Annotated in this window: 20 protein-coding genes; 15 read left to right on the top strand and 5 right to left on the bottom strand. The window is 65.8% G+C overall.

Annotated elements, in window-relative coordinates; translation table 11 throughout:
* Window positions 1–251 precede the first annotated feature (251 nt).
* Window positions 252–1,805: a glutamate-cysteine ligase family protein gene (locus tag ACSFC5_RS09520; RefSeq protein WP_440764974.1), complete on the bottom strand. Its 1,554-nt coding sequence runs from the start codon at window positions 1,803–1,805 to the stop codon at window positions 252–254.
* Window positions 1,806–1,997: 192 nt separating this feature from the next.
* Here ACSFC5_RS09520 and ligA point away from each other — a divergent pair, with 192 nt between their 5' ends.
* The 8 genes from ligA to ACSFC5_RS09480 all read left to right on the top strand — a co-directional run bounded on the left by ligA (window position 1,998) and on the right by ACSFC5_RS09480 (window position 9,070).
* Complete coding sequence (gene ligA / locus ACSFC5_RS09515) at window positions 1,998–3,773, top strand: ATP-dependent DNA ligase LigA (protein ID WP_440764973.1); 1,776 nt, start codon at window positions 1,998–2,000, stop codon at window positions 3,771–3,773.
* Between the two features lie 258 nt (window positions 3,774–4,031).
* Window positions 4,032–5,171, top strand: coding sequence for a histidinol-phosphate transaminase (gene hisC / locus ACSFC5_RS09510; protein WP_440764972.1), 1,140 nt, complete (start codon window positions 4,032–4,034; stop codon window positions 5,169–5,171).
* Window positions 5,168–5,710, top strand: coding sequence for an adenylate kinase family protein (locus tag ACSFC5_RS09505; RefSeq protein ID WP_440764971.1), 543 nt, complete (start codon window positions 5,168–5,170; stop codon window positions 5,708–5,710). Before hisC ends, ACSFC5_RS09505 begins: the two co-directional genes overlap by 4 nt.
* Window positions 5,707–6,318, top strand: coding sequence for a CDP-alcohol phosphatidyltransferase family protein (locus ACSFC5_RS09500; RefSeq protein WP_440764970.1), 612 nt, complete (start codon window positions 5,707–5,709; stop codon window positions 6,316–6,318). Before ACSFC5_RS09505 ends, ACSFC5_RS09500 begins: the two co-directional genes overlap by 4 nt.
* 65 nt (window positions 6,319–6,383) lie before the next feature.
* Window positions 6,384–6,932, top strand: coding sequence for a multiprotein bridging factor aMBF1 (locus ACSFC5_RS09495; protein ID WP_440764969.1), 549 nt, complete (start codon window positions 6,384–6,386; stop codon window positions 6,930–6,932).
* 200 nt (window positions 6,933–7,132) lie between these two features.
* Window positions 7,133–7,777 carry a triose-phosphate isomerase gene (gene tpiA, locus ACSFC5_RS09490; protein WP_440764968.1) on the top strand — a complete coding sequence of 215 codons (645 nt, stop codon included), beginning with the start codon at window positions 7,133–7,135 and terminating at the stop codon, window positions 7,775–7,777.
* 79 nt (window positions 7,778–7,856) lie between these two features.
* Entirely contained in the window at window positions 7,857–8,276 is a 420-nt protein-coding gene (locus ACSFC5_RS09485) for a DUF8159 domain-containing protein (RefSeq protein ID WP_440764967.1), read from the top strand.
* Between the two features lie 182 nt (window positions 8,277–8,458).
* A complete protein-coding gene (locus tag ACSFC5_RS09480; RefSeq protein ID WP_440764966.1) occupies window positions 8,459–9,070 on the top strand; it encodes a toll/interleukin-1 receptor domain-containing protein in 612 nt (203 codons plus the stop codon).
* A gap of 1 nt (window position 9,071) precedes the next feature.
* Here the strand turns inward: ACSFC5_RS09480 and ACSFC5_RS09475 are convergent, their stop codons facing one another.
* Window positions 9,072–9,773 carry a J domain-containing protein gene (locus ACSFC5_RS09475; protein WP_440764965.1) on the bottom strand — a complete coding sequence of 234 codons (702 nt, stop codon included), beginning with the start codon at window positions 9,771–9,773 and terminating at the stop codon, window positions 9,072–9,074.
* 162 nt (window positions 9,774–9,935) lie between these two features.
* Between ACSFC5_RS09475 and ACSFC5_RS09470 the strand changes: the two genes are divergently transcribed.
* Together ACSFC5_RS09470 and ACSFC5_RS09465 are read left to right on the top strand one after the other, a co-directional pair.
* Window positions 9,936–10,358, top strand: coding sequence for a DUF3054 domain-containing protein (locus tag ACSFC5_RS09470; RefSeq protein ID WP_440764964.1), 423 nt, complete (start codon window positions 9,936–9,938; stop codon window positions 10,356–10,358).
* A 418-nt stretch (window positions 10,359–10,776) separates the two neighbouring features.
* On the top strand, window positions 10,777–10,992 hold the full coding sequence (locus ACSFC5_RS09465) for a DUF8015 family protein (protein WP_440764963.1): 216 nt from the start codon (window positions 10,777–10,779) through the stop codon (window positions 10,990–10,992).
* 251 nt (window positions 10,993–11,243) lie between these two features.
* Here the strand turns inward: ACSFC5_RS09465 and ACSFC5_RS09460 are convergent, their stop codons facing one another.
* A complete protein-coding gene (locus tag ACSFC5_RS09460) occupies window positions 11,244–12,686 on the bottom strand; it encodes a zinc ribbon domain-containing protein (protein WP_440764962.1) in 1,443 nt (480 codons plus the stop codon).
* A complete protein-coding gene (locus ACSFC5_RS09455) occupies window positions 12,686–13,864 on the bottom strand; it encodes a thiolase domain-containing protein (protein WP_440764961.1) in 1,179 nt (392 codons plus the stop codon). The genes ACSFC5_RS09460 and ACSFC5_RS09455 overlap by 1 nt, the downstream gene beginning before the upstream one ends.
* Before the next feature lie 199 nt (window positions 13,865–14,063).
* On the opposite strand from ACSFC5_RS09455, the gene ACSFC5_RS09450 reads away from it, so the two are divergent.
* A complete protein-coding gene (locus ACSFC5_RS09450; RefSeq protein ID WP_440764960.1) occupies window positions 14,064–15,068 on the top strand; it encodes a DHH family phosphoesterase in 1,005 nt (334 codons plus the stop codon).
* Window positions 15,069–15,147: 79 nt separating this feature from the next.
* On the opposite strand, the gene ACSFC5_RS09445 is transcribed toward ACSFC5_RS09450, so the two are convergent.
* Window positions 15,148–15,744: an Hsp20/alpha crystallin family protein gene (locus tag ACSFC5_RS09445; protein ID WP_440764959.1), complete on the bottom strand. Its 597-nt coding sequence runs from the start codon at window positions 15,742–15,744 to the stop codon at window positions 15,148–15,150.
* 148 nt (window positions 15,745–15,892) lie between these two features.
* Between ACSFC5_RS09445 and ACSFC5_RS09440 the strand changes: the two genes are divergently transcribed.
* The 4 genes from ACSFC5_RS09440 (at window position 15,893) to ACSFC5_RS09425 (ending at window position 18,193) form a co-directional block, all read left to right on the top strand.
* Entirely contained in the window at window positions 15,893–16,576 is a 684-nt protein-coding gene (locus ACSFC5_RS09440) for a type 1 glutamine amidotransferase domain-containing protein (protein ID WP_440764958.1), read from the top strand.
* 133 nt (window positions 16,577–16,709) lie between these two features.
* The gene (locus ACSFC5_RS09435; RefSeq protein ID WP_440764957.1) at window positions 16,710–16,886 is read left to right on the top strand and encodes a hypothetical protein; all 177 of its coding nucleotides are present in this window, start codon (window positions 16,710–16,712) and stop codon (window positions 16,884–16,886) included.
* Between the two features lie 147 nt (window positions 16,887–17,033).
* Complete coding sequence (locus ACSFC5_RS09430) at window positions 17,034–17,846, top strand: succinylglutamate desuccinylase/aspartoacylase family protein (protein WP_440764956.1); 813 nt, start codon at window positions 17,034–17,036, stop codon at window positions 17,844–17,846.
* Window positions 17,843–18,193: a hypothetical protein gene (locus ACSFC5_RS09425; RefSeq protein ID WP_440764955.1), complete on the top strand. Its 351-nt coding sequence runs from the start codon at window positions 17,843–17,845 to the stop codon at window positions 18,191–18,193. The genes ACSFC5_RS09430 and ACSFC5_RS09425 overlap by 4 nt, the downstream gene beginning before the upstream one ends.
* Window positions 18,194–18,264 lie beyond the last annotated feature (71 nt).

Below are 18,264 nucleotides of genomic sequence, written 5' to 3'. Positions count from 1 at the left end.
TTGGTTCGCGAGTCGGTCGTAACTAAACTGACTGGCCAGTCAGTCAAGTATGTTTTGAACCGTGACTCGGACAGAAGACGTATTGATGTTCGATGCACTCGCATTCGTCTGGAGAACGGCCTTCACAGCGATCGAAATCGGATCCGAAACCCTGCGCTCCGCTTCGCTGCGATCCGATTAGACATCGCTGCACTCATCTTCGTCGGCACCGTGGCTCTCGGTCGACTCGAGGGATGTCCCGCGCCGAACGATCAGTCTCCGATCCAGTCCGCGAAACTCCCCTCGAGCAGCGTCTCCTCCTGTCGGCGCACGTAGCCGCGTTGCATCGTCGCGATCGCCTCCTCGAGCGACGCGCCGTCCTCGAGCGCGTCGCTGACCATTTCGTGTTTCCAGCGGGCGGGCGTCACCCGCTGACGGACGCGCCGCCGAAGCGGATAGAGGTACTTCGCGGCCTGCTCTTCGGTCAGTCCGCGGTTCGTGAGGCCGTCCTCGGCGTGGGCCAGCAGATCCTCGTAGAGTTCGAGGCTGTCGGTCGTCTCCTTGCCGTCGTTGGTGATCCACGTCAGGTCGGCCCCGAGTCCGTCGCGCATCGCGCCGTAGAAGTTCTCGCGAGCGATCTGCCAGTCGAGTTCGACGACGGGATGCTCGAGTCGGGTCAGGCTCTCGAGGACGCCGGCGAAGGCGGCCAGGAAGGCGACCGAGTCGCGGACGGTCGGCTGGGCCGGGATGGGACGGAACTCGATGCGGGCGTTGGCGGCCGAGCGGGTCGGGCCGCCGAACACCGGGCGGACCCACCGCCAGTAGGTGCCGTGTTTGCGACGGAAGTGGGGGAACTGATCGTCGAACCGCTCGCCCGGTTCGACGGGCATTGGGACGATGGTGTCGTCGTTGACGATCCGTTCGACCGCCTCGTCGACGCTTCCGAGGTCGCGCGGGAATCGAACTTTCCCCTCGGCCGCGGCGGGATCGTTAAGCGTGGTCTCGAAGACGCTGATCCGGTGTTCCATCCAGGCGTCCGCGAGAATCTCCTCGGGGGTCGCGTCGTCGTCGTACAGATCCGCGGGGAAAAACGGGGAGTTGACGCCGAGGGCGAGGAGCGGACCCGCGGCGCGCAGCGCGTAGTTGAAGTACAGCGGAAGGTCGGGGGCGTGGGCCACCTGGTAGTGGGGCTGGATCGAGGTGATGAGGCTCTCGGGCATGACGGTGTCGGCCTGCAGCGAGACGTTCGGGGCCTCGATGCGCATACCGGCAGATTCTGCCTGGTCCGTGTTGGCCATCGCGTGGTAGCGCGCCGAATCGCTCATGTTGGTCGCGACGCGGATCGATCGCTCGTCGCCGTTCGCGTCGGTCATCGTCCGTTCGACGCTGTCGGTGAGGTAGGTCGCGGCGTCCTCGCCTTCCGGCGGGATCGTCCAGAGTGCGTCGCTGACCAGCCGCATGCGTTCGGACTGCGTGACGTCGAGAGCGGTCTGAAGCCGTGCTTTGATTTCGGACTCCTGGGCGAGGAGTCCGTGGGCGTTCAACGGCTGCGGACTGGTCGTCATTTCCGCGTTGTGGAGCCCGAGTTCCTTCTCAAAGCCGATGAGTTCGAGGAGGCGACGCGGCACCCGCCGCAGTGCACAGTCGTCGTTCTTGATCGCGTAGAACTCGTACTCGAAGCCGATGATCGCCTGCGGGTTGTCGAAGACGCCGTCGTGGATAGCGTCCGTGATCACCTCGGCGTCGGCGTCGGCCCGAGTACGAAACTCCTCGGCGTCGACCGCCAACACGTCCGCGACCCGCTCGGCGAGTTCCTCCTCTGGCATACCTCCGAGTGCGGCCCGCCTGTCTTTAAAGCCTGCCCCTCGTGACGCCGTCGTGAAGCCGGCACGTGGGGTGTACTCACAGGCCGCGTGACGACTCTGGATCGGTGCCTCGAGCACCCCTCAAGACGAGCGCTCGGTGCGGACGACGATGTCTCAGAACAGTTTTACTCTCGCCGCCGATACACACCGCCGATGGAGTTCGCCACGTTCGCCGACCGTGCCGCCGCGATCGAAGCCGAGCCCGCCGACCTCGAGATCGTCGATCTCGTCCGAGAGATGCTCGAGGAGTCGGACGCCGATCTGGAGCTCGTCGCCCGATTCGTCCAGGGGCGGGTCTTCCCGGCCTGGCGGTCGCGAACGCTCGATATCGGGCCGAACACGTGTTACGAGGCGATCGCTCGCGCGGCCGGGACGAACGTGGGGAGCGACGACATTGAGGACCGACTCGCCGAGGTCGGCGAGATCGGCGAAGTGGCCGCGAGTTACGACTTCGGCGGACAACAGGGGTTGGGGGCGTTTACGGGCGGGAGTGGCGCAGCAGCGGACGACGGCGGAGCCGGCGACGAGTTGACCGTTCGCGAGGTGTTCGAGACGCTCTCCGAGCTGGCCGCCGCCGAGGGGTCGGGCAGCCAGGACCGCAAGACTGACCTCCTCTTCGGGCTGTTCAATCGCTGCTCGAGCGAGGAAGCCCGATACCTCGCCCGGCTCGTCCTCTCGGAGATGCGCATCGGCGTCGGCGAGGGATCGGTCCGGGACGCCATCAGCGAGGCGTTCGACGTGCCAGTCGAGGGCGTCGAGCGCGCGCTGCAGGTGTCGAACGACTACGGCGAGGTCGCTCGCGTCGCCCGGGACGAGGGTCTCGAGGGGCTCGACGCGATGAACCTCGAGGTCGGCCGCCCCGTCCAGGCGATGCTCGCCCAGGCCGGGACGGTGACGGACGCGCTCGAGGAGTGGGAGGAAGCGGCTGTAGAGTGGAAGTACGACGGGGCGCGAATCCAACTGCACCATCGCCCTGCGGAGTCCGACGAGGCGGCCCCGGAAACCGGCGTCTTCTCGCGGAACATGGAGGACGTCACCGACGCCCTCCCGGAGGTCGTCGAATACGCTGCGGAGACGATCGAGGAGCCGGTTATTCTGGACGGCGAGGTCGTCGCGATCGACGAGGACGGCGCGCCGCTGCCGTTTCAGGAGGTCCTCAAACGGTTCCGCCGGAAACACGACGTGGAGAAGGCCCGCGAGGACGTTACCGTCCGGCCGGTCTTCTTCGACTGTCTGCACGCCGAAGGCGACGACCTGCTCGAGGAGCCGTTGACGACCCGGCACGACCGACTGCGAGCGGTACTTTCCGATTCGGACGGCCCCGAGCCGAACGCAGCGGAGATCGAGGGGCTCTCGCTGCTGTGGCGCACCGACGACCCCGACGAGATCGAGTCGATCGACGCCGAGGCCCTCGAGGGCGGTCACGAGGGGATCATGCTCAAGGACCCCGAGTCGACGTACTCGCCGGGGCGACGCGGGAAACACTGGCGAAAGCGCAAGCCGGACGTCGAGACGCTCGACTGCGTCGTCACGGGCGCGGAGTGGGGCGAGGGCCGCCGGGCGACGTTCCTCGGAACGTTCGAACTCTCCGTGCACGCGGGCGACGACGGCGAGGGAGGACGTTCCGCTGGCGCTGCGGTGGAGCCGCAGAACCTCGAGACCGTCGGGAAGGTTGCGACCGGGATCACCGACGAGACGCTCGCGGAGTTGACCGAGTTGCTCGAACCCCATATCGCGAGCGAGGACGGACAGGACGTCGATCTCGAGCCCGAAATCGTCTTCGAGGTCGGCTACGAGGAGATCCAGAGCTCGCCGACGTACTCGTCGGGCTACGCGCTGCGCTTTCCGCGGTTCCAGGCCGTACGTCACGACAAGGATCCGGCCGATGCCGACTCGCTCGAGCGACTCGAGCGACTCCGGGAGGCCTGACCGGCCACACCGACGACAAACTACGCGGGCCGCGTTCCCGTCTCTTATCGACGACTCTCGGACGGCTACGAGCGAGCGTTCCCCAAGCGCGTTCCTGCCCGTCGGTTCGTGAGCCTCTGGTACCGTGATCAAGCGCGCAGCCACTGTCTCCGCCGTGGCTTGCGGCTCCTCCCCGTCGTGGCTGTCGGGTGAACTGACAGTCCCCGCGAGCGGAGACAGTTGAGCACTCTTAAGGCCCGCGGCCGACAGGATTGCCGTATGCAACCGCGCGACCTGTCCGATCACGTCGCTTACGAGGCGGGTCGAGGCATCGAGGAAGTCGCCCGAGAGCTCGGGCGCGACCCCTCGGAGTTCGTCAAACTCGCCTCGAACGAGAACCCTCACGGCCCCTCTCCGGCGGCCGTCGTGGCGCTTCGCGAGGCCGCCTCGAGCGTGAGTTCCTACCCGAAAGCCGCTCACGCCGACCTCACCGCCGCCGTCGCCGACCGCTGGTCGGTCACCGACGAGCAGATCTGGCTCGCAAACGGCGGCGACGGCGCGCTCGACTACCTCCACCGGGCGACGATCGACCCCGACGACACGATTCTCGTTCCGAATCCGGGCTTCGCCTACTACGGAATGAGCGCCCGATTCCACCACGGCGACGTCCGGGAGTACGCCCTCGAGCGCGAGGACGATTTCGAACAGACGGCCGAGACCGTCCTCGACGCCTACGACGGCGACCGGATCGTCTTTCTCACGAGCCCGCACAACCCGTCGGGGTCGACGATCCCGCTCGCAGATATCGAGCGGATAGCCGACGAAACGGATGAAGAGACGCTCATCGTCGTCGACGAGGCCTACGGCGAGTTCGCCGACCGCGAGAGCGCCGTCGCCCTCGTCGAAGGCGAAGGCGGGTTCGACGCCCGGGACGACGTCGCCGTTCTGCGAACGTTCTCGAAGGCCTACGGACTGGCCGGCGTGCGACTGGGCTACGCCGTCGTCCCCGACGAGTGGGCCGACGCCTACACTCGAGTGAACACGCCGTTCGCCGCGAGCGAACTGGCCTGCCGGGCCGGGTTGGCTGCCATCGACGACGACGGGCACGTGAGCCGAACGGTCGAAACGACCGAGAACTCTCGCGCGTACATGCGTGAACACATCGACGCTCACGTCTGGGAGAGCGAAGGTAACTTCGTCCTCGTCGATGTCGGGGATGCCTCGAGCGTCGCCGAAGCGATGCAATCACGCGGCGTCATCGTCCGAGACTGCTCGAGTTTCGGCCTCCCCGGCTGTATCCGCATCACCTGCGGGACCGACGACGAGACCGAACGCGCCGTCGAGACGCTCAACGAGGTGCTCGCGGATCTCGATTCCGAGGATGCCGATACCACCAGTGCAGAGGTGACTGACACGTGAGAGTCGCTGTCACCGGGACGCCGGGAACCGGGAAGACGACCGCGACGGAGCTACTCGAGGAGCGCCTGTCGAGCGCGGACGGCGACTCGCTCCCCGAACTCGGAGTAATCCACCTCAATCGCGTGCTCGAGGACGAGGAACTGTACACCGAAATCGACGCGGACCGCGAGAGCAAGATTGCGGATCTCGAGGCCTTGCGCGAGTGGCTCGAGGGACGAGACGATGTCGTGATCGACTCCCACCTTGCCCACCACTTCGAGGCGGATCGGGTGGTCGTTTTGCGGTGTCGGCCCGACCGCCTCGAGGAGCGGTTGCTCGAGCGGGACGAGACCGAGGCGAAGGCCACGGAGAATGCCGAAAGCGAGGCGCTGGACGTTATCCTCTCGGAGGCCGTCGACGAACACGGACTCGAGTCGGTCTACGAGATCGAGACGACCGACTGTGATCCAGAGGGCGTTGCCGACGCGCTCGAGGCGGTCGTCGCCGGGACTCGCGAACCGAGCGCCGGCGGCGTGAACTTCGTGGGGTATCTCGCATGACGCTCGATAAGTTCCGTCCGTACATCTCGCGGTTCCTCGACCCGTTCGTCAAAGGATTCGACCGCGTCGGAATGACCCCCGACGGCGTGAGTATCGTCGCCTTCGGGATGGCGATTCTCGCGGCGGCCGCCTTCCTGCTCGGCGGTCGCGCGGATCCGATCTGGTACGTCGCGGCCGCAACGCTGGTCTTTCTCAACGGCTGGCTGGACATCATCGACGGCGCGCTCGCCCGCGAACAGGAGGTTGCCTCCGCGGGTGGGGACCTCCTCGATCACGTCCTCGACCGCTACGCCGACATCGTCGTCATCGCCGGGCTGGCCGCCGGCGTCGGGGACTACTTCCTCGGCTTTCTGGCCGTGACGGGGGTCGTGATGACCTCCTACCTCGGGACGCAGGCCCAGGCCGTCGGACTGGACCGCGTCTACGGCGGGCTGGTCGGCCGCGCCGATCGACTGGCGATCATCGGTATCGTCGGCTTCCTGGCCTTTCCGCTGTCTGGCGAGTACGGCGGCCTCACGCTGATCGGCTGGCTCCTCGTCTTCCTCGCCGTCGTCGGCCATCTGACCGCACTCCAGCGGTTCTACTACTCCTGGTCGGCGCTGGAGTAACCCTCCGTCCTCCGGTTCGGGACCGCGCCGCATGGTTTATGACTCGCCGCGATATACGTTCCCTCATGGTTCAGTGCGAGATGTGTGGCGCCGAGACGTCGTCTCCGAAGACAATCAAGGTCGAGGGCGCGAAACTCGACGTGTGTTCGAACTGCACCGACTTCGGCACCGAAGTCAAGCAGCCCTCGAGTTCGAGTTCCTCGAGCAAGTACTCGACGAGTTCGAGTTCGTCCTCGAGTTCGGGCGGCGGCTCGAGCGGATCGGGCTCCGGGTCGACCGCGAGCGGCGGAAGTTCGAGTTCCCAGCGTCGCAACGATATGTTCGACGACATGGACGAACTCGCCACGGATTACGACGATCTCGTCCGAAACGCACGCGAGGGGAAAGGGCTCAGTCAGTCGGATCTCGCCAACGAACTCAACGAGAAGGCGAGTCTGATTCGAAAGATCGAACGCGGTGATACGCTGCCGAGCGATCAGGTCCAGTCGAAACTCGAGGACTTCCTCGGGATCAACCTGAACGCGCAGGGTGGCTCCAGCGACGATACGGAGTGGTCGGGCGGCTCCTCCTCCGGCAGTTACACGCTCGGCGACGTCGTCAAGCGCAAGGACTGATCGCGGATCGGTACCGTTCGAGTCGCGATTCGGCGTCGCGCCACCAGCGTCCGTCGCGTCGACGACAGTTCTCGAGACGAGGGTGAGTCGCATCAACAGTCACGACCGCAGCGAGTGACCGGCCCGCGGCCGATCGCTCGTCTGTTGCCGGTCGTCGCCGACTCGCAAGCTATTTCTTTCGGGCGAAAGGCTGTGCTGGTATGTTCGTCCTCGTCAACCTGAAGACGTATCCGTGCGATCCGATCGAAGTCGCGGAGGCCGTCCGCGACGTCAACGAGTCCACCGACGCTCGCGTCGCCGTCGCCCCGCAAGCGGCTAACATCGCGTCGGTCGCCGAGACGGGTGCGGAGACGTGGGCCCAGCACGTGGATCCGATCGACTACGGCAGCAACACCGGCCACACGCTGGCCGAGTCCGTCGCCGACGCCGGCGCGGTCGGCACGCTGATCAACCACTCCGAACGGCGGCTCAAACTGGCCGATATCGACGGTTCCGTCCAAGCCGCTCAGCGAGCGAATCTCGAGACCGTCGTCTGTGCGAACAACCCGGCCCAGATCGGCGCCGCCGCGGCGCTCGGCCCCGACGCGGTCGCCGTCGAACCGCCGGAACTGATCGGCACCGGCACGCCGGTCAGTCAGGCCGATCCCGACGTCGTCGAAGACGCCGTCGAGGCGGCCCAAAACGTCGATTCGGACGTCTCCGTGCTCTGCGGTGCCGGCATCAGCACGGGCGACGACGTCGTCGCGGCCGGGGACCTCGGGGTCGAGGGCGTTCTCCTCGCCAGCGGCGTTGCGAAGGCCGACGATCCGACGGCGGCGCTCGAGGACCTCGTCGAACCGCTCTGAATCGCGCCGAACGACGGTGGTGACGGCAGGGTCGGTGTTCGCCCGACGACTTTTCTCGCTGCCCGTGCTATCCACCATCATGACCGATCACCGACCCGTCGGCGTCGCGCTCGAGAACCGACTCATGAGCCACGGGATCTACGTTCTCGACGTACAGCGGCTCTCGGATGCGGGCGCCCGCGAGGGAGGAGAAGACGACCTGCCGGACGGAACCGGCTTCGCACTCGAGTACGAGACCGTCTCCGACTCGCCGGGGATCGATAGCGACGAGGTCGGTGCCGTCGTCCGGACGCTGCTCGATATCGCGAACGAACGCGAGTGGACGCCGGGCCGACTCGAGGTGACGTCGCGGTCGACCGAGGGAGACGTCCGCGGTCGGTGGCACGTCGAAGACGAGTGGTTCGACGCGTTGGGCCTCGAGTACGACGATCTCGAGTTCTCACAGCGAGTGCTCGACACGAGGCATACGGATGTCACCACGGAGTCTCGGAATCACTGACCGTCGAACAGATCCGAAGCCGCTGGGTCGAACGGTTCTCAAACCACTGGCTGTCGGCTCGCGGTCGATCGCCCGATCCTTCATCTACCCGTGCAACGGCCGGAGTCACCGCTCTCTCGTTTCAATTGCGACGATAGGTAGATTAATAGTGTCTCACACGCCTACTCGTTGTAGACCCGCAGATGACCGGAGAGCAGATCTACGTCTCACACGCGCCGGCGGACCTCGAACTCGTTCAGGAGCTGTTCTCGACGGTCAAGAACTTCCCGTTCGGCGTCCACATCGCCTTAGAGGAGGTCGAATCCGGTCGGTCCCGCAAGCGACTCGAAGGGCGACTCGCGAACAGCGATGTCGTGGTCGCCGTGCTGACGGAGCGGTCGGCCGATAGCCGGTGGATCAATCAGGAGATCGGCTACGCGCTGGCGAAGGGAATCCCCGTGATTCCGCTCTCCGACGACGAGCACCGACAGGGTGGGTTCGTCGCCGGCGTCGACGGAGTGACGATCGACCGGCGGAATCCCTCGTACACGATCTTCAACCTCCTCAGTCGGCTGCGGAGCGAACTCGCCCCGCTCGGCGCGCTGTCGGTTCCGAACTGGTACATCCGATTCCCCTGTACCGTTCCCGACTGCGGCCACCCGGTCACGCTCGACATCGAGCGCGATCAGACGAAGCTCTGGAAGCGATACGAGCACGGAAAACTCCTGTCGGCGTCGTGTGCGGTCTGTGACTCGACGTATTACTTCGACGCGGCCACGATCGGGTACGTTCGCCGCGAGGGCGGACTCGAGTGAGTTAGCCGTCCTCGGTGAGCCGTTCGTAGGCGTTCGTCACGAGCTGGAACGCCGACGCGCTCCCGCTCTTTCGGTCGGGATGGGCGCGTTTGACCTCCCGGTGGAACGCCGAGCGAATTTCGTCGGCCGTCGCCCCGCGCTCGACGCGTAGGGCCTCCCTCGCCTCTGCGCGCCGCATGCCGACGTCCGTGATGATGCCATCTTGCTCTGCGGTTTCCTTGCAGGCGGGACAGAGCCGTTCGCTCCGGCCGTCGATGGTCGTTACCGGAAACCGCTCCGTCGCGGTCCACTCGTTACACTGGGTGCAGAGGGATTTCTCGCCCGGCGCGTCGTCGGTTCCGGTCGTCCGTTCGACATCCGCCTCGTTGGCGGTGTCGTTCGAGGCGGAGACACGCCGGTCGGCGACGGAGCCGCGTCCCGGCGCTTCGGCCGCACAGGAGGGACAGCAGGCGACGACGGTGCCGTCGTCGAGCACTAGGTCCTCGAGTTGCGACTCGAGGTAGGTGTCGGTACAGCCGTCACAGGTGTCGCGACGCTGGTCGAGCGAGGAACACTTCCGGGCGGCCTCGCGAGCGTGGGGCTCACAGCGAGGGCAGCAGGCGACTCGCTCGCCGTCCGGCATTGTGACTGCCGTCAACTCCTCGAGCGGAACCGTTCGGCCACATCCATCACAGCCACCGTGACGGTCACCGGCCACAGCCATTAGCTTCGTGTTTGTCATCATCCCTTATTAGTTCTTCTTCTGACAGACCCGGTAGCGGATGACTCGGAGCCGGCTACGACGGGTGGTTCGGTCCCCGTCCACTTCGGTCGGTGGGCGCGCTCAACCGGGAAATCAATAGGGGCTCGGCCTCGAGTCGTACGTATGGACACCGCAGTTCGAACGGCGTCCCGCTCGGAGTCGGTCGACCGGAAGACGCTCCTGCTCGCCGCCGCCGATATCGGCCTGCTCGCCGGGCTGGTGCTCGTCGGCCAGTTGAGTCACAACGTGAATCCGATCGATCAACCGATCGCCTCGCTCGAGGCGATCGCACCGTTCGTGATCGGCTGGCTGGCCGTTGCCGCTCTCGCGGGGCTTTACACGCGGTCGGTCGCATCGTCGGTGACCCAGTCCGTTCGACTGACAACCGTAACCTGGATCGCAGCGGCCAACGTCGGCTTGTTGCTCCGTCAGACCGTATTCGGCGACACCGCCGCGTGGCCGTTTCCCCTTGTGATCACGGGCTTCGGACTCCTCTTGCTCGTCGGCTGGCGTATCGCGGTCGCGCTGATCGTCGACCGATTGTGACGAGTCGAAACCGCCTCGACTCGCTCTCACTCACGATTTCGGACCGCTCTCTGCGAGCGGAGCGCTTCGATCGTGGAGCCCCCTTTATCAAGCAACCTATCACGAGTCGTATACACTGGTACCGCCAACGAAATTAAAAGGGTATATTATCATTATGTATTATTTTGTACTAACTCTCTTTTGGACCAGCGTTACCGACGCTCCGTCCCGTGGTTAACAACTCGACGGTTGCTTTTTCTTATACGAATTTTTTAATATCACGTCGGCTACCATCGATGTTTTCTCGACGCAATGTTAGGTAATAATGGCTTCATAAGTTATAGAAATCTTCTGAGTATGATACAAATTAGAAACTGGTCCACTATGAAGCGATTATGGGAAACGCTTATATGGTTATTTCTCATACTACAGAATAGTTATGACTGGATATTACGACATTGTTCTCGGCCTCATCCCAGTCGCACTGCTCGGAATCACTGCAGCCCTGACCGTCGTAGGGATCTCGTTGACAGCTGCGGTCCCGATTGGCTCGGTCGTCGCGATGGCGATCATCGGTCACGCGATGTTCGTCAACACCCCAGCCGACGTTCCCGACGAACCCCAGTCCGCGCGGCCCCCGATGAACGCGGACTAATCGGTTCTTTCTCTCTCCCTCTACTGCCGTCTCCCCGTCGGTCATCTTCGTTCGCGCTCCCCCCCTTCGCTTGCCGTTCTCCCCGTTCGAAGCGCTGTTTTGCTCGAGCGACGACGAGAGTGCGGTCTTCGACGGCAGCGGGGCGGAAATCGAGATCGTCGCGGCGGCATCCCTTCTTTACGTGCAAGCGAGGAGTCATCAGCGCAACGAGGGAGAAATGCCGGCGACAGCTTTCGGCCGTCTCGAGTCGGCTACTCCGCCGGCCGTACCTTGAACCCGTACCGCGTCACGCCTTCCTGCGTGTAGATCCGCCGGATCGTGGTCTCGATTCGATCGCCGACCGCGAACGCGTCGGGTGCTGCGTCGGTACCCATCGCCGCGATACTCGCAGATTCAGAACCGTCTTTGGTCTCGAGGGACACGATCGCCGCCGCGTAGTCACCGGAGCGGCCCTGCTGTTCGGCGAACTCCGGCGGTGCGCCGCCCTGCGAGATGGTCGTGACGGCCTCGATACTCCCCTCGCCGGAAAGCTGGACGGGTTCGTACTCCTCGAGTGCGTTGCAACTGGAACACGCACCCTCCGGCGGGAACGAGAGCGCCCCGCACTCAGGACAGCGGCCGGCCTCTAAGTTGTAGCGCTGCGGAATCGAGCGCCGCCAGGAGGGAACGCTCACGTACGCGCCGCCGCCCGACGGCGGGCCGCTCGTGACGACGCCGCGCTGGCGCAGGTACTCGGCGTAGGAGAGCGAGTCGTCGCTCTCGAGTGCGGTCTCTGCGGGCACCTCGCCGTCCGTCTCGACGACGAGCGCGTCCGCACCCGCGCCGCTGCCGTGAGAGACCGCGAGCACGGACTCGGAGCCGTCCGCGAGTGCACTGGCCAGCGAGACGGGGACGCTCGCCGCGCCGAGGTCGCCCAGCCCGTGGACCGTCGACGCGGCCTGAATTTCGTCGGTTCCGACGCCCGCCGCGCCCGCGGCGCGGTAGGGGAGTTTGCCGTCGGGAGCCTGAATCGCGGCCGCCTCGACGTCGGGGTCGGTCTCGAGCCCGGCGACGGCCCCGCCGATCGTCTCGGTGAACGCCGCGCGGTCGTACTGGGTGACCCCCAGCCCCCGCGTCTCGTCCTCGCCGGTGGTTCGGAATCGGGTGCCGGGATAGGGAGTCGCGTACTCCGCGCGATCGACGATTTCGGCGGAGCCGCGGTTCGTCCCCGACGCACCGTTCTCGAGGACGAACGCGGCCGCCCCGGCGCCGGCGGCGTGATCGACGCCGTCGTCCGGAACGCCCCGCGGCGCGTCGGCCGCGACGACGAGACCGGTCGTGGAGCCGGACTCGAGGGCGTCCATCCCGGCCCAGAGCGCGCGGGTACCGGCTCGAGTGCTGCCCGCGAAGACGTGTCGCGTCGCCGTTTCGTCGAGTTCGAGCATCGCGCCGAGGCGGGGCGTCAGATCCTCCTCGGCCAGCGGCGGACGCGAGGAGGCGAACGCGAGCCAGTCGACGCTCGCGGCGTCGACGTCGGCGGCCTCGAGCGCCCGACCCGCGGCCTCGTAGGCCATCGTCAGGGCGTCCTCGTCGGCCGCGGCGACGGCCTTCTCGTTCACGCCGGCAGCCTGGAACTGTCCCCAGGCCTCGTGGAACGCCTCCGCAGTGATGCGGAATCGCGGCGCGTACGCACCGACGCCGGTAATCACGGTCATCAGGCGCTCACCTCCGTTTCCTTCTCGAAGATATGGATTACAGAGGCACCACCGCTGCCGCCGACGTTATGGGTAAGCCCGCGGATCGGACTCTCGACCTGTCGCTCGCCGGCCTCGCCCGAGAGCTGTTTGAACGCCTCGACGACCTGTCCGGCGCCCGTCGCACCGATGGGGTGACCCTTGGACTTGAGACCGCCGGAGGTGTTGACGGGAAGGTCGCCCCCGATTTCGGTCTCGCCGGATTCGATCAGCTGGCCGGCCTCGCCTTTCTCGCAGAATCCGAGATCCTCGTAGGCCAGCAGTTCGGCGATGGCGAAGCAGTCGTGGACTTCCGCGAAGTCCAGCTCGTCGGGTTCGATGCCGGCCATCTCGTAGGCCGTCTCGGCGGCGCGCTGGCTCGCCGGCACGCCGGTGTAACTGTCGCGCTGGAAGAGTCCGACGTTGTCGCTGCCCGCGCCGACGCCCGCGACTCTGATCGGGTCGTCCGTATACTCGCCCACGACGTCCTCGCTGACGATGAGGGCGCAGGCCGCGCCGTCCGAGGTCGGACAGCAGTGATAGAGGTTCAGGGGGTCCGCGACGACCGGGGCGGACTGGGCGTCCTCGAGCGAACACTCGAAGCCCAACTGGGCGTGGGGATTCTTCGCGCCGTTCGAGTGGTTCTTGACGGCGACCCGGGAGAGCTGTTCGCGCGTGGTGCCATATTTCTCCATGTGAACGCTGGCCATCTGGGCGTAGACGCCGGAGAACGTGGTGCCCGACAGGCGCTCCCACTCGGTTTCCCCCGAGACGCCGAGCCAGTACTTCGTCGCGTCCGAACTCATGTCCGACATGATTTCGAAGCCGCCCGCGAGGACCACGTCGGCCATCCCAGACTTGACGGCCTGGACGGCCTGTCTGGTCGCGAAACCGCTGGCCGCACAAGCGTTTTCGACCCGCGTACAGGGGACGCCGCCGAGGCCGACGTGTTCGGTGACGGCCGGTCCCGAGAGACCGAGCTGTCGCCCGCCGACGCCGAGATTGCCGACGAACGCTTCGTCGACGTCGCTCGCCTCGATCCCCTTCGGTACGCTGTCCGTGGCCGCCTCGAACGCCGTTCGGAACAGGGACCGGTAGCTCTCCTCCGGGAAAGCCCCGTAGTCCGACTGCCCCGCGCCGACGAGATATGCGTCTCGCATACCCGTGGGTGGGATTTGCAAAGTGAAATAGCTGTACACTCGTGGCGAAAACTGTAGCCTGAAGTGACCGATTTCGCGAGCGACGGTAATGACGGCGGCGAGTGGACGGCGCTCGCGTGACATCCGCTCGCCGGGGGCTCGGTCTCTCAGCGTGCGTCACGACACGGGGTTCAAGCGTTTCGCTCCCGTACTGCGATTCATGACCCGTGCGGCGGAACTCGTCTCCGTTCTCGAGACGACCGAGTCGCTGGTGATCGTCTGCCACGATAATCCGGACCCGGACTGTCTCGCCAGCGCGCTGGCTCTCGAGGCGATCGCAAACGATCACGACGTCCAAGAGATAACGATCGCCTACGGCGGCGAGATCTCCCATCAGCAGAACCGCGCGTTCGTCAACATGCTCGATATTTCGCTCGAATCGGTCGGGCGCACGAACCTCGACGACTACGACTGCCTCGGCTTCGTCGATCACTCCCAGCCCGGCTCGAACACCGAACTCCCGGCGAGCGTCACGCCAGAGATCGTCGTCGACCACCACCCCGGCGAGCCGGTCGACGCGACGTTCGAGGACATTCGAACCGGGGTCGGCGCGACGGCGACCATCTTCGTCGAGTACCTCTGTGACCTCGAGATCGAACTGACGACGCGGCTGGCATCTGCACTCCTCTTTGCCCTCCATCGTGAGCGGCTGGACTTCGTCCGCGAACCGACTCGCCGGGAGTACGAGGCCGCGCTCGCGGTCTACCCCGACGCGGACCTCGAGACGCTCGAGCAGCTGTACGGCAGCGCGTTCTCGCCGGGGACGATAGACGCGATCGGTCGGGCGATCGCGACCCGGGAACGCCGCGGCTCCTCGCTGGTCGCCAGCGTCGGCAAAACCCCCGAGACCGACGCGCTGCCCCAGGCCGCGGACTATCTCCTCAATCTCGAGGGCGTCGACACCGTTCTCGTTTACGGCATCGTCAACGGCGCGATCCGGATGAGCGCCCGCTCGATCGACCCGCGGATCCACATCGGCGAGACGCTCCAGAGCGGATTCGCCGAACTGGGTGCCGTCGGGGGGCACCACGACATGGCCGGCGGCCGGATCGAACTCGGTCTGTTCGCCGACGACGCGGAGGACGCCGAGGCGTTGCTCGAGTTCGCCGGCGGCCGCCTCACGCACCGCTTTTTCGACGCGCTGAATCTCGACGACGACCGGTGATCCGTCGCCGGTCGATCCGTTCGCTCACCTGGTGGCGAGGCCGTCGCGACTGGCCGACGGGTGCTCTCCGCGGCATCGCTCACTCGAGATCGATCGCGTAGGTCTCGCCCGACGACTCGTATTTGGGCAGCCAGATCGTCAGGATGCCGTTATTGAGCGAGGCCGTTACCGCGTCCGCGTCGACCGGCTCGGGGAGTTTCACCTGTCGGCTGAACGACTGCGTCTTGCGCTCGTGACGGATGTAGGTTCCCGCAGCGTTGGCACCGTCGTCCGCATCGGCCACGTCGTCGGTCGCTTTGCTCACGTCGTCGGTTGCTTTGCTCACGTCGTCGGTTGCTTTGCTCACGTCGTCGGTTGCTTTGCTCACGTTGTCGGTCGTGTCGGCTACGGTATCCGCCTCGAACGCGCTTTCGCGCTCCCCACTGATCTCCAGCGTGTCGCCCCGGAGCCTGCTCTCGAGGTCGTCGCTGTCGAAGCCCGGGACGTCGACGGTAACTACGAACGCATCGCCGTGATCGGTGAGGTCCAGCCGGGTGGTCGATGCGCCCGCGGAGAGATCGAGTTGGCTTCGGGCGTCGAACTCCGACTCCCACGACCGCGCGGCCGTCCCGACGTGTCGGCTCAGCCGCTCGAACAGGTTCTCGAGGCCGTCGAAAGGACTGGGTCGGTTTGACATGGGCCCGTGTCTCATTCGTCGTCGTCGGCGAAAAAGTCCATTCTCAGCGCGACGGACAGTCGTTGTTTCGAATGTATCGACCGGATAGATTGCGGCAGAACCGAGGGGTGGGCTGGCCGTTTTTAGGCTCCTCCGCGTACGCTCGTATATGAGCACTGCACTGTTCGTCGTCAGCGAGGAAGGCTACTGGGGAGAAGAGTGCGTCGAACCGCTCGAGACGCTCTCGGACGCGGGTCTCGAGATCACGGTCGCGACGCCCTCGGGGAACCCCCCGGAGATCGACGAGCGGTCGATCGATCCCGAGGAGGTCGGCGAGGAGACCGCCGAACACGTTCGGGAGATCCACGAGACCGACGAGCGACTGAACGATCCGATCCCGACCGCGCGGGCCGACGCAGAGGCCTACGATGCCGTCGTCTTCCCCGGCGGTCACGGGACGGAGTGGGACGTCAACCAGGACAGCGACGCTCGCCGACTCCTCCGGGACATCGTCGAGGACGAAACTGGCGGGAAGGCACTCGTGGTCTGTCACGCCGTCGGCATCCTCGCGTTCGCTCGTGACAGCCACGGGGCGTTCCTCGTCAACGGCCGCGACGTAACCGGCTTCCCGAACGAGTGGGAGGAGGGCATCGTCGACGAGAACGACTGTATGCCCAGCGGCCGAAAACTGCCCTACTGGGTCGAAGACGAGGTGAACGCCGCCGGCGGCAACTGGGACGCCGAACTCGAGGAGGAGACGAGCGTCACCGTCGACGGCGACCTCGTTACCGCCCGCGGTCCCGGCTCCTCGCACGCGGCGGGCGAGACGTTGCTCGAGGAACTCGACGTTTAATCGGACTGACAGATCGGTCCGTTTGAGCGTTCGCTTATCTCGCTCGAGTACGGCGATTTCGTCGCTAATCGCGGCGTTAGACCCGTTACGCGCGGACCGAGTCCGTTATACACACGGCTTCCTGAGGACGTGTGTGGTCCCCGCCGAACCGAACACGTCCGCCCGAACCGATTCGTTAGAGAGTCACAGCTACCGCATCACCGTCGACGACGGCCGCGAGTCGTTCTACGCGCTCAGCATCGAGGACGCCGCCAGCGAGGAGGCGTGGCTCATGTCCGATACCGTCGTCGCGCTGGACAACCTCCGATGAGCCCACTCCGTGCGGTCGTCGCCACCCTCATTCGATACCCCTTCCCGTCGTAATCGTCATCACTCTGACCGGTAGCAACTGCTCGTGGACGGTCCACTCCGCCGTCGATGAGAAAGTGCTTGAGGCCGCACGATCTACCCGCTTCCGATGAGACGTCGGACGCTTCTGGCCGGCGGCGGGACCACGCTCGCGGCGATCGTCGCGTCGGGAGCCGTGAGCCGGTCGTCTGGCAACGAGTCGCTGCTTGAGGCGGCCCGTCAGCCCGGCGACGCGGGCGAAGCCAGTACCAGTACCGAGACGGTTCTCCCCGAAACCGTCCACGAGACGTCGCTGTACGAGATCGAAGCGCCGGAGGTGGGTCCGACGGCGATGGTCTTCGGCGGCGTCCACGGCGACGAGCGAAGCGGGATCGAGGTCGCTCGAGAGGTCACCGACTGGCACCCCAACGCGGGAACGCTTGTCGTGGTCCCCGAGACCGACCGCGTGGCCGTCGAAAACGACGAGCGCGAGGGTATCGACGGCGATCTGAACCGACAGTTTCCGGCCGACGGCGAGCCGACGACCGACCTCGCACGCGGGATCTGGGACGCCGTCGAGCGCCACGAACCCGACGTCGTCCTCGACCTCCACCGATCGCTCGGGATCTACGGGCTCCACCGGGAGTACGTCGGGCAGGCGATCTTTCACTCGCCGGACGCCCGCGGCGACGACCTCGCCGACCGGCTCGACGACGATGCCGTCCCGTGGTATCTTCCGTTCCACCGGTTTTCGGCTCGAGAAAGCGGGAGTTCGGGACCGTTGCTCTTCCAGAAGGCGGCTCGAGAGCTCGAGGCCAGCGCCTACCTCTTCGAGACGACGGAGTTCATGTTCGACCAGCCGACGCGAAACGAGATGACGCGACTGGCGGCCGCACACGTCCTCGAGCTTCACGGCCTGCTCGCGGCCGGAGGTGACGAATGACCGCCAGCGACGGGCGGACGACCGCCCTCCGCGGCGTCCGTCGTCGCCTGTCGGTTTCGCCTCGCCGGATCGTCTCGAGTCCGGCGACGCTCGCGACGTTCGCATTGCTCGTCGTCCCGTTCGGACTGGGCTGGCTCGAGACGCGGCTCTTCTCGCCGCTCGCGCTGCCCGGCTACCTGCTCTACGGCGTCGGCACGGCGATCGGTAACGCCATCGCGCCGCGATTCGATCTGTGGGTCTACTGGATACCGTTTCTCGGCGGATCGGGAGCGATCGCCGTCGCCGTCGGGTTCGGATTCGAGTGGTGGCGCGAGCGACGGTCTGAAGATTCGAGGGAGCGCCTGTAACGTAGGACCGAGCCACCGATCACCGAGGTTGCCGCGAATCAGTCCCTTTTTACGCGACGCCGGGGAACTCA

Origin of the sequence: Natronorubrum marinum (assembly GCF_052040125.1) — an archaeon.
Taxonomy (GTDB): domain Archaea; phylum Halobacteriota; class Halobacteria; order Halobacteriales; family Natrialbaceae; genus Natronorubrum.
Note: the sequence above shows the minus strand (reverse complement) of the source record. Positions and strands in the feature narration are given on the sequence as shown.

Excerpts from the sequence above, each read along its gene's own strand:
- ACSFC5_RS09520 (WP_440764974.1), bottom strand. The coding sequence starts at position 1,805 with ATGCCAGAGGAGGAACTCGCCGAGCGGGTCGCGGACGTGTTGGCGGTC.
- ligA (WP_440764973.1), top strand. The coding sequence starts at position 1,998 with ATGGAGTTCGCCACGTTCGCCGACCGTGCCGCCGCGATCGAAGCCGAG.
- hisC (WP_440764972.1), top strand. The coding sequence starts at position 4,032 with ATGCAACCGCGCGACCTGTCCGATCACGTCGCTTACGAGGCGGGTCGA.
- ACSFC5_RS09500 (WP_440764970.1), top strand. The coding sequence starts at position 5,707 with ATGACGCTCGATAAGTTCCGTCCGTACATCTCGCGGTTCCTCGACCCG.
- ACSFC5_RS09495 (WP_440764969.1), top strand. The coding sequence starts at position 6,384 with ATGGTTCAGTGCGAGATGTGTGGCGCCGAGACGTCGTCTCCGAAGACA.
- tpiA (WP_440764968.1), top strand. The coding sequence starts at position 7,133 with ATGTTCGTCCTCGTCAACCTGAAGACGTATCCGTGCGATCCGATCGAA.
- ACSFC5_RS09485 (WP_440764967.1), top strand. The coding sequence starts at position 7,857 with ATGACCGATCACCGACCCGTCGGCGTCGCGCTCGAGAACCGACTCATG.
- ACSFC5_RS09480 (WP_440764966.1), top strand. The coding sequence starts at position 8,459 with ATGACCGGAGAGCAGATCTACGTCTCACACGCGCCGGCGGACCTCGAA.
- ACSFC5_RS09475 (WP_440764965.1), bottom strand. The coding sequence starts at position 9,773 with ATGGCTGTGGCCGGTGACCGTCACGGTGGCTGTGATGGATGTGGCCGA.
- ACSFC5_RS09470 (WP_440764964.1), top strand. The coding sequence starts at position 9,936 with ATGGACACCGCAGTTCGAACGGCGTCCCGCTCGGAGTCGGTCGACCGG.
- ACSFC5_RS09465 (WP_440764963.1), top strand. The coding sequence starts at position 10,777 with ATGACTGGATATTACGACATTGTTCTCGGCCTCATCCCAGTCGCACTG.
- ACSFC5_RS09460 (WP_440764962.1), bottom strand. The coding sequence starts at position 12,686 with ATGACCGTGATTACCGGCGTCGGTGCGTACGCGCCGCGATTCCGCATC.
- ACSFC5_RS09455 (WP_440764961.1), bottom strand. The coding sequence starts at position 13,864 with ATGCGAGACGCATATCTCGTCGGCGCGGGGCAGTCGGACTACGGGGCT.
- ACSFC5_RS09450 (WP_440764960.1), top strand. The coding sequence starts at position 14,064 with ATGACCCGTGCGGCGGAACTCGTCTCCGTTCTCGAGACGACCGAGTCG.
- ACSFC5_RS09445 (WP_440764959.1), bottom strand. The coding sequence starts at position 15,744 with ATGTCAAACCGACCCAGTCCTTTCGACGGCCTCGAGAACCTGTTCGAG.
- ACSFC5_RS09440 (WP_440764958.1), top strand. The coding sequence starts at position 15,893 with ATGAGCACTGCACTGTTCGTCGTCAGCGAGGAAGGCTACTGGGGAGAA.
- ACSFC5_RS09430 (WP_440764956.1), top strand. The coding sequence starts at position 17,034 with ATGAGACGTCGGACGCTTCTGGCCGGCGGCGGGACCACGCTCGCGGCG.
- ACSFC5_RS09425 (WP_440764955.1), top strand. The coding sequence starts at position 17,843 with ATGACCGCCAGCGACGGGCGGACGACCGCCCTCCGCGGCGTCCGTCGT.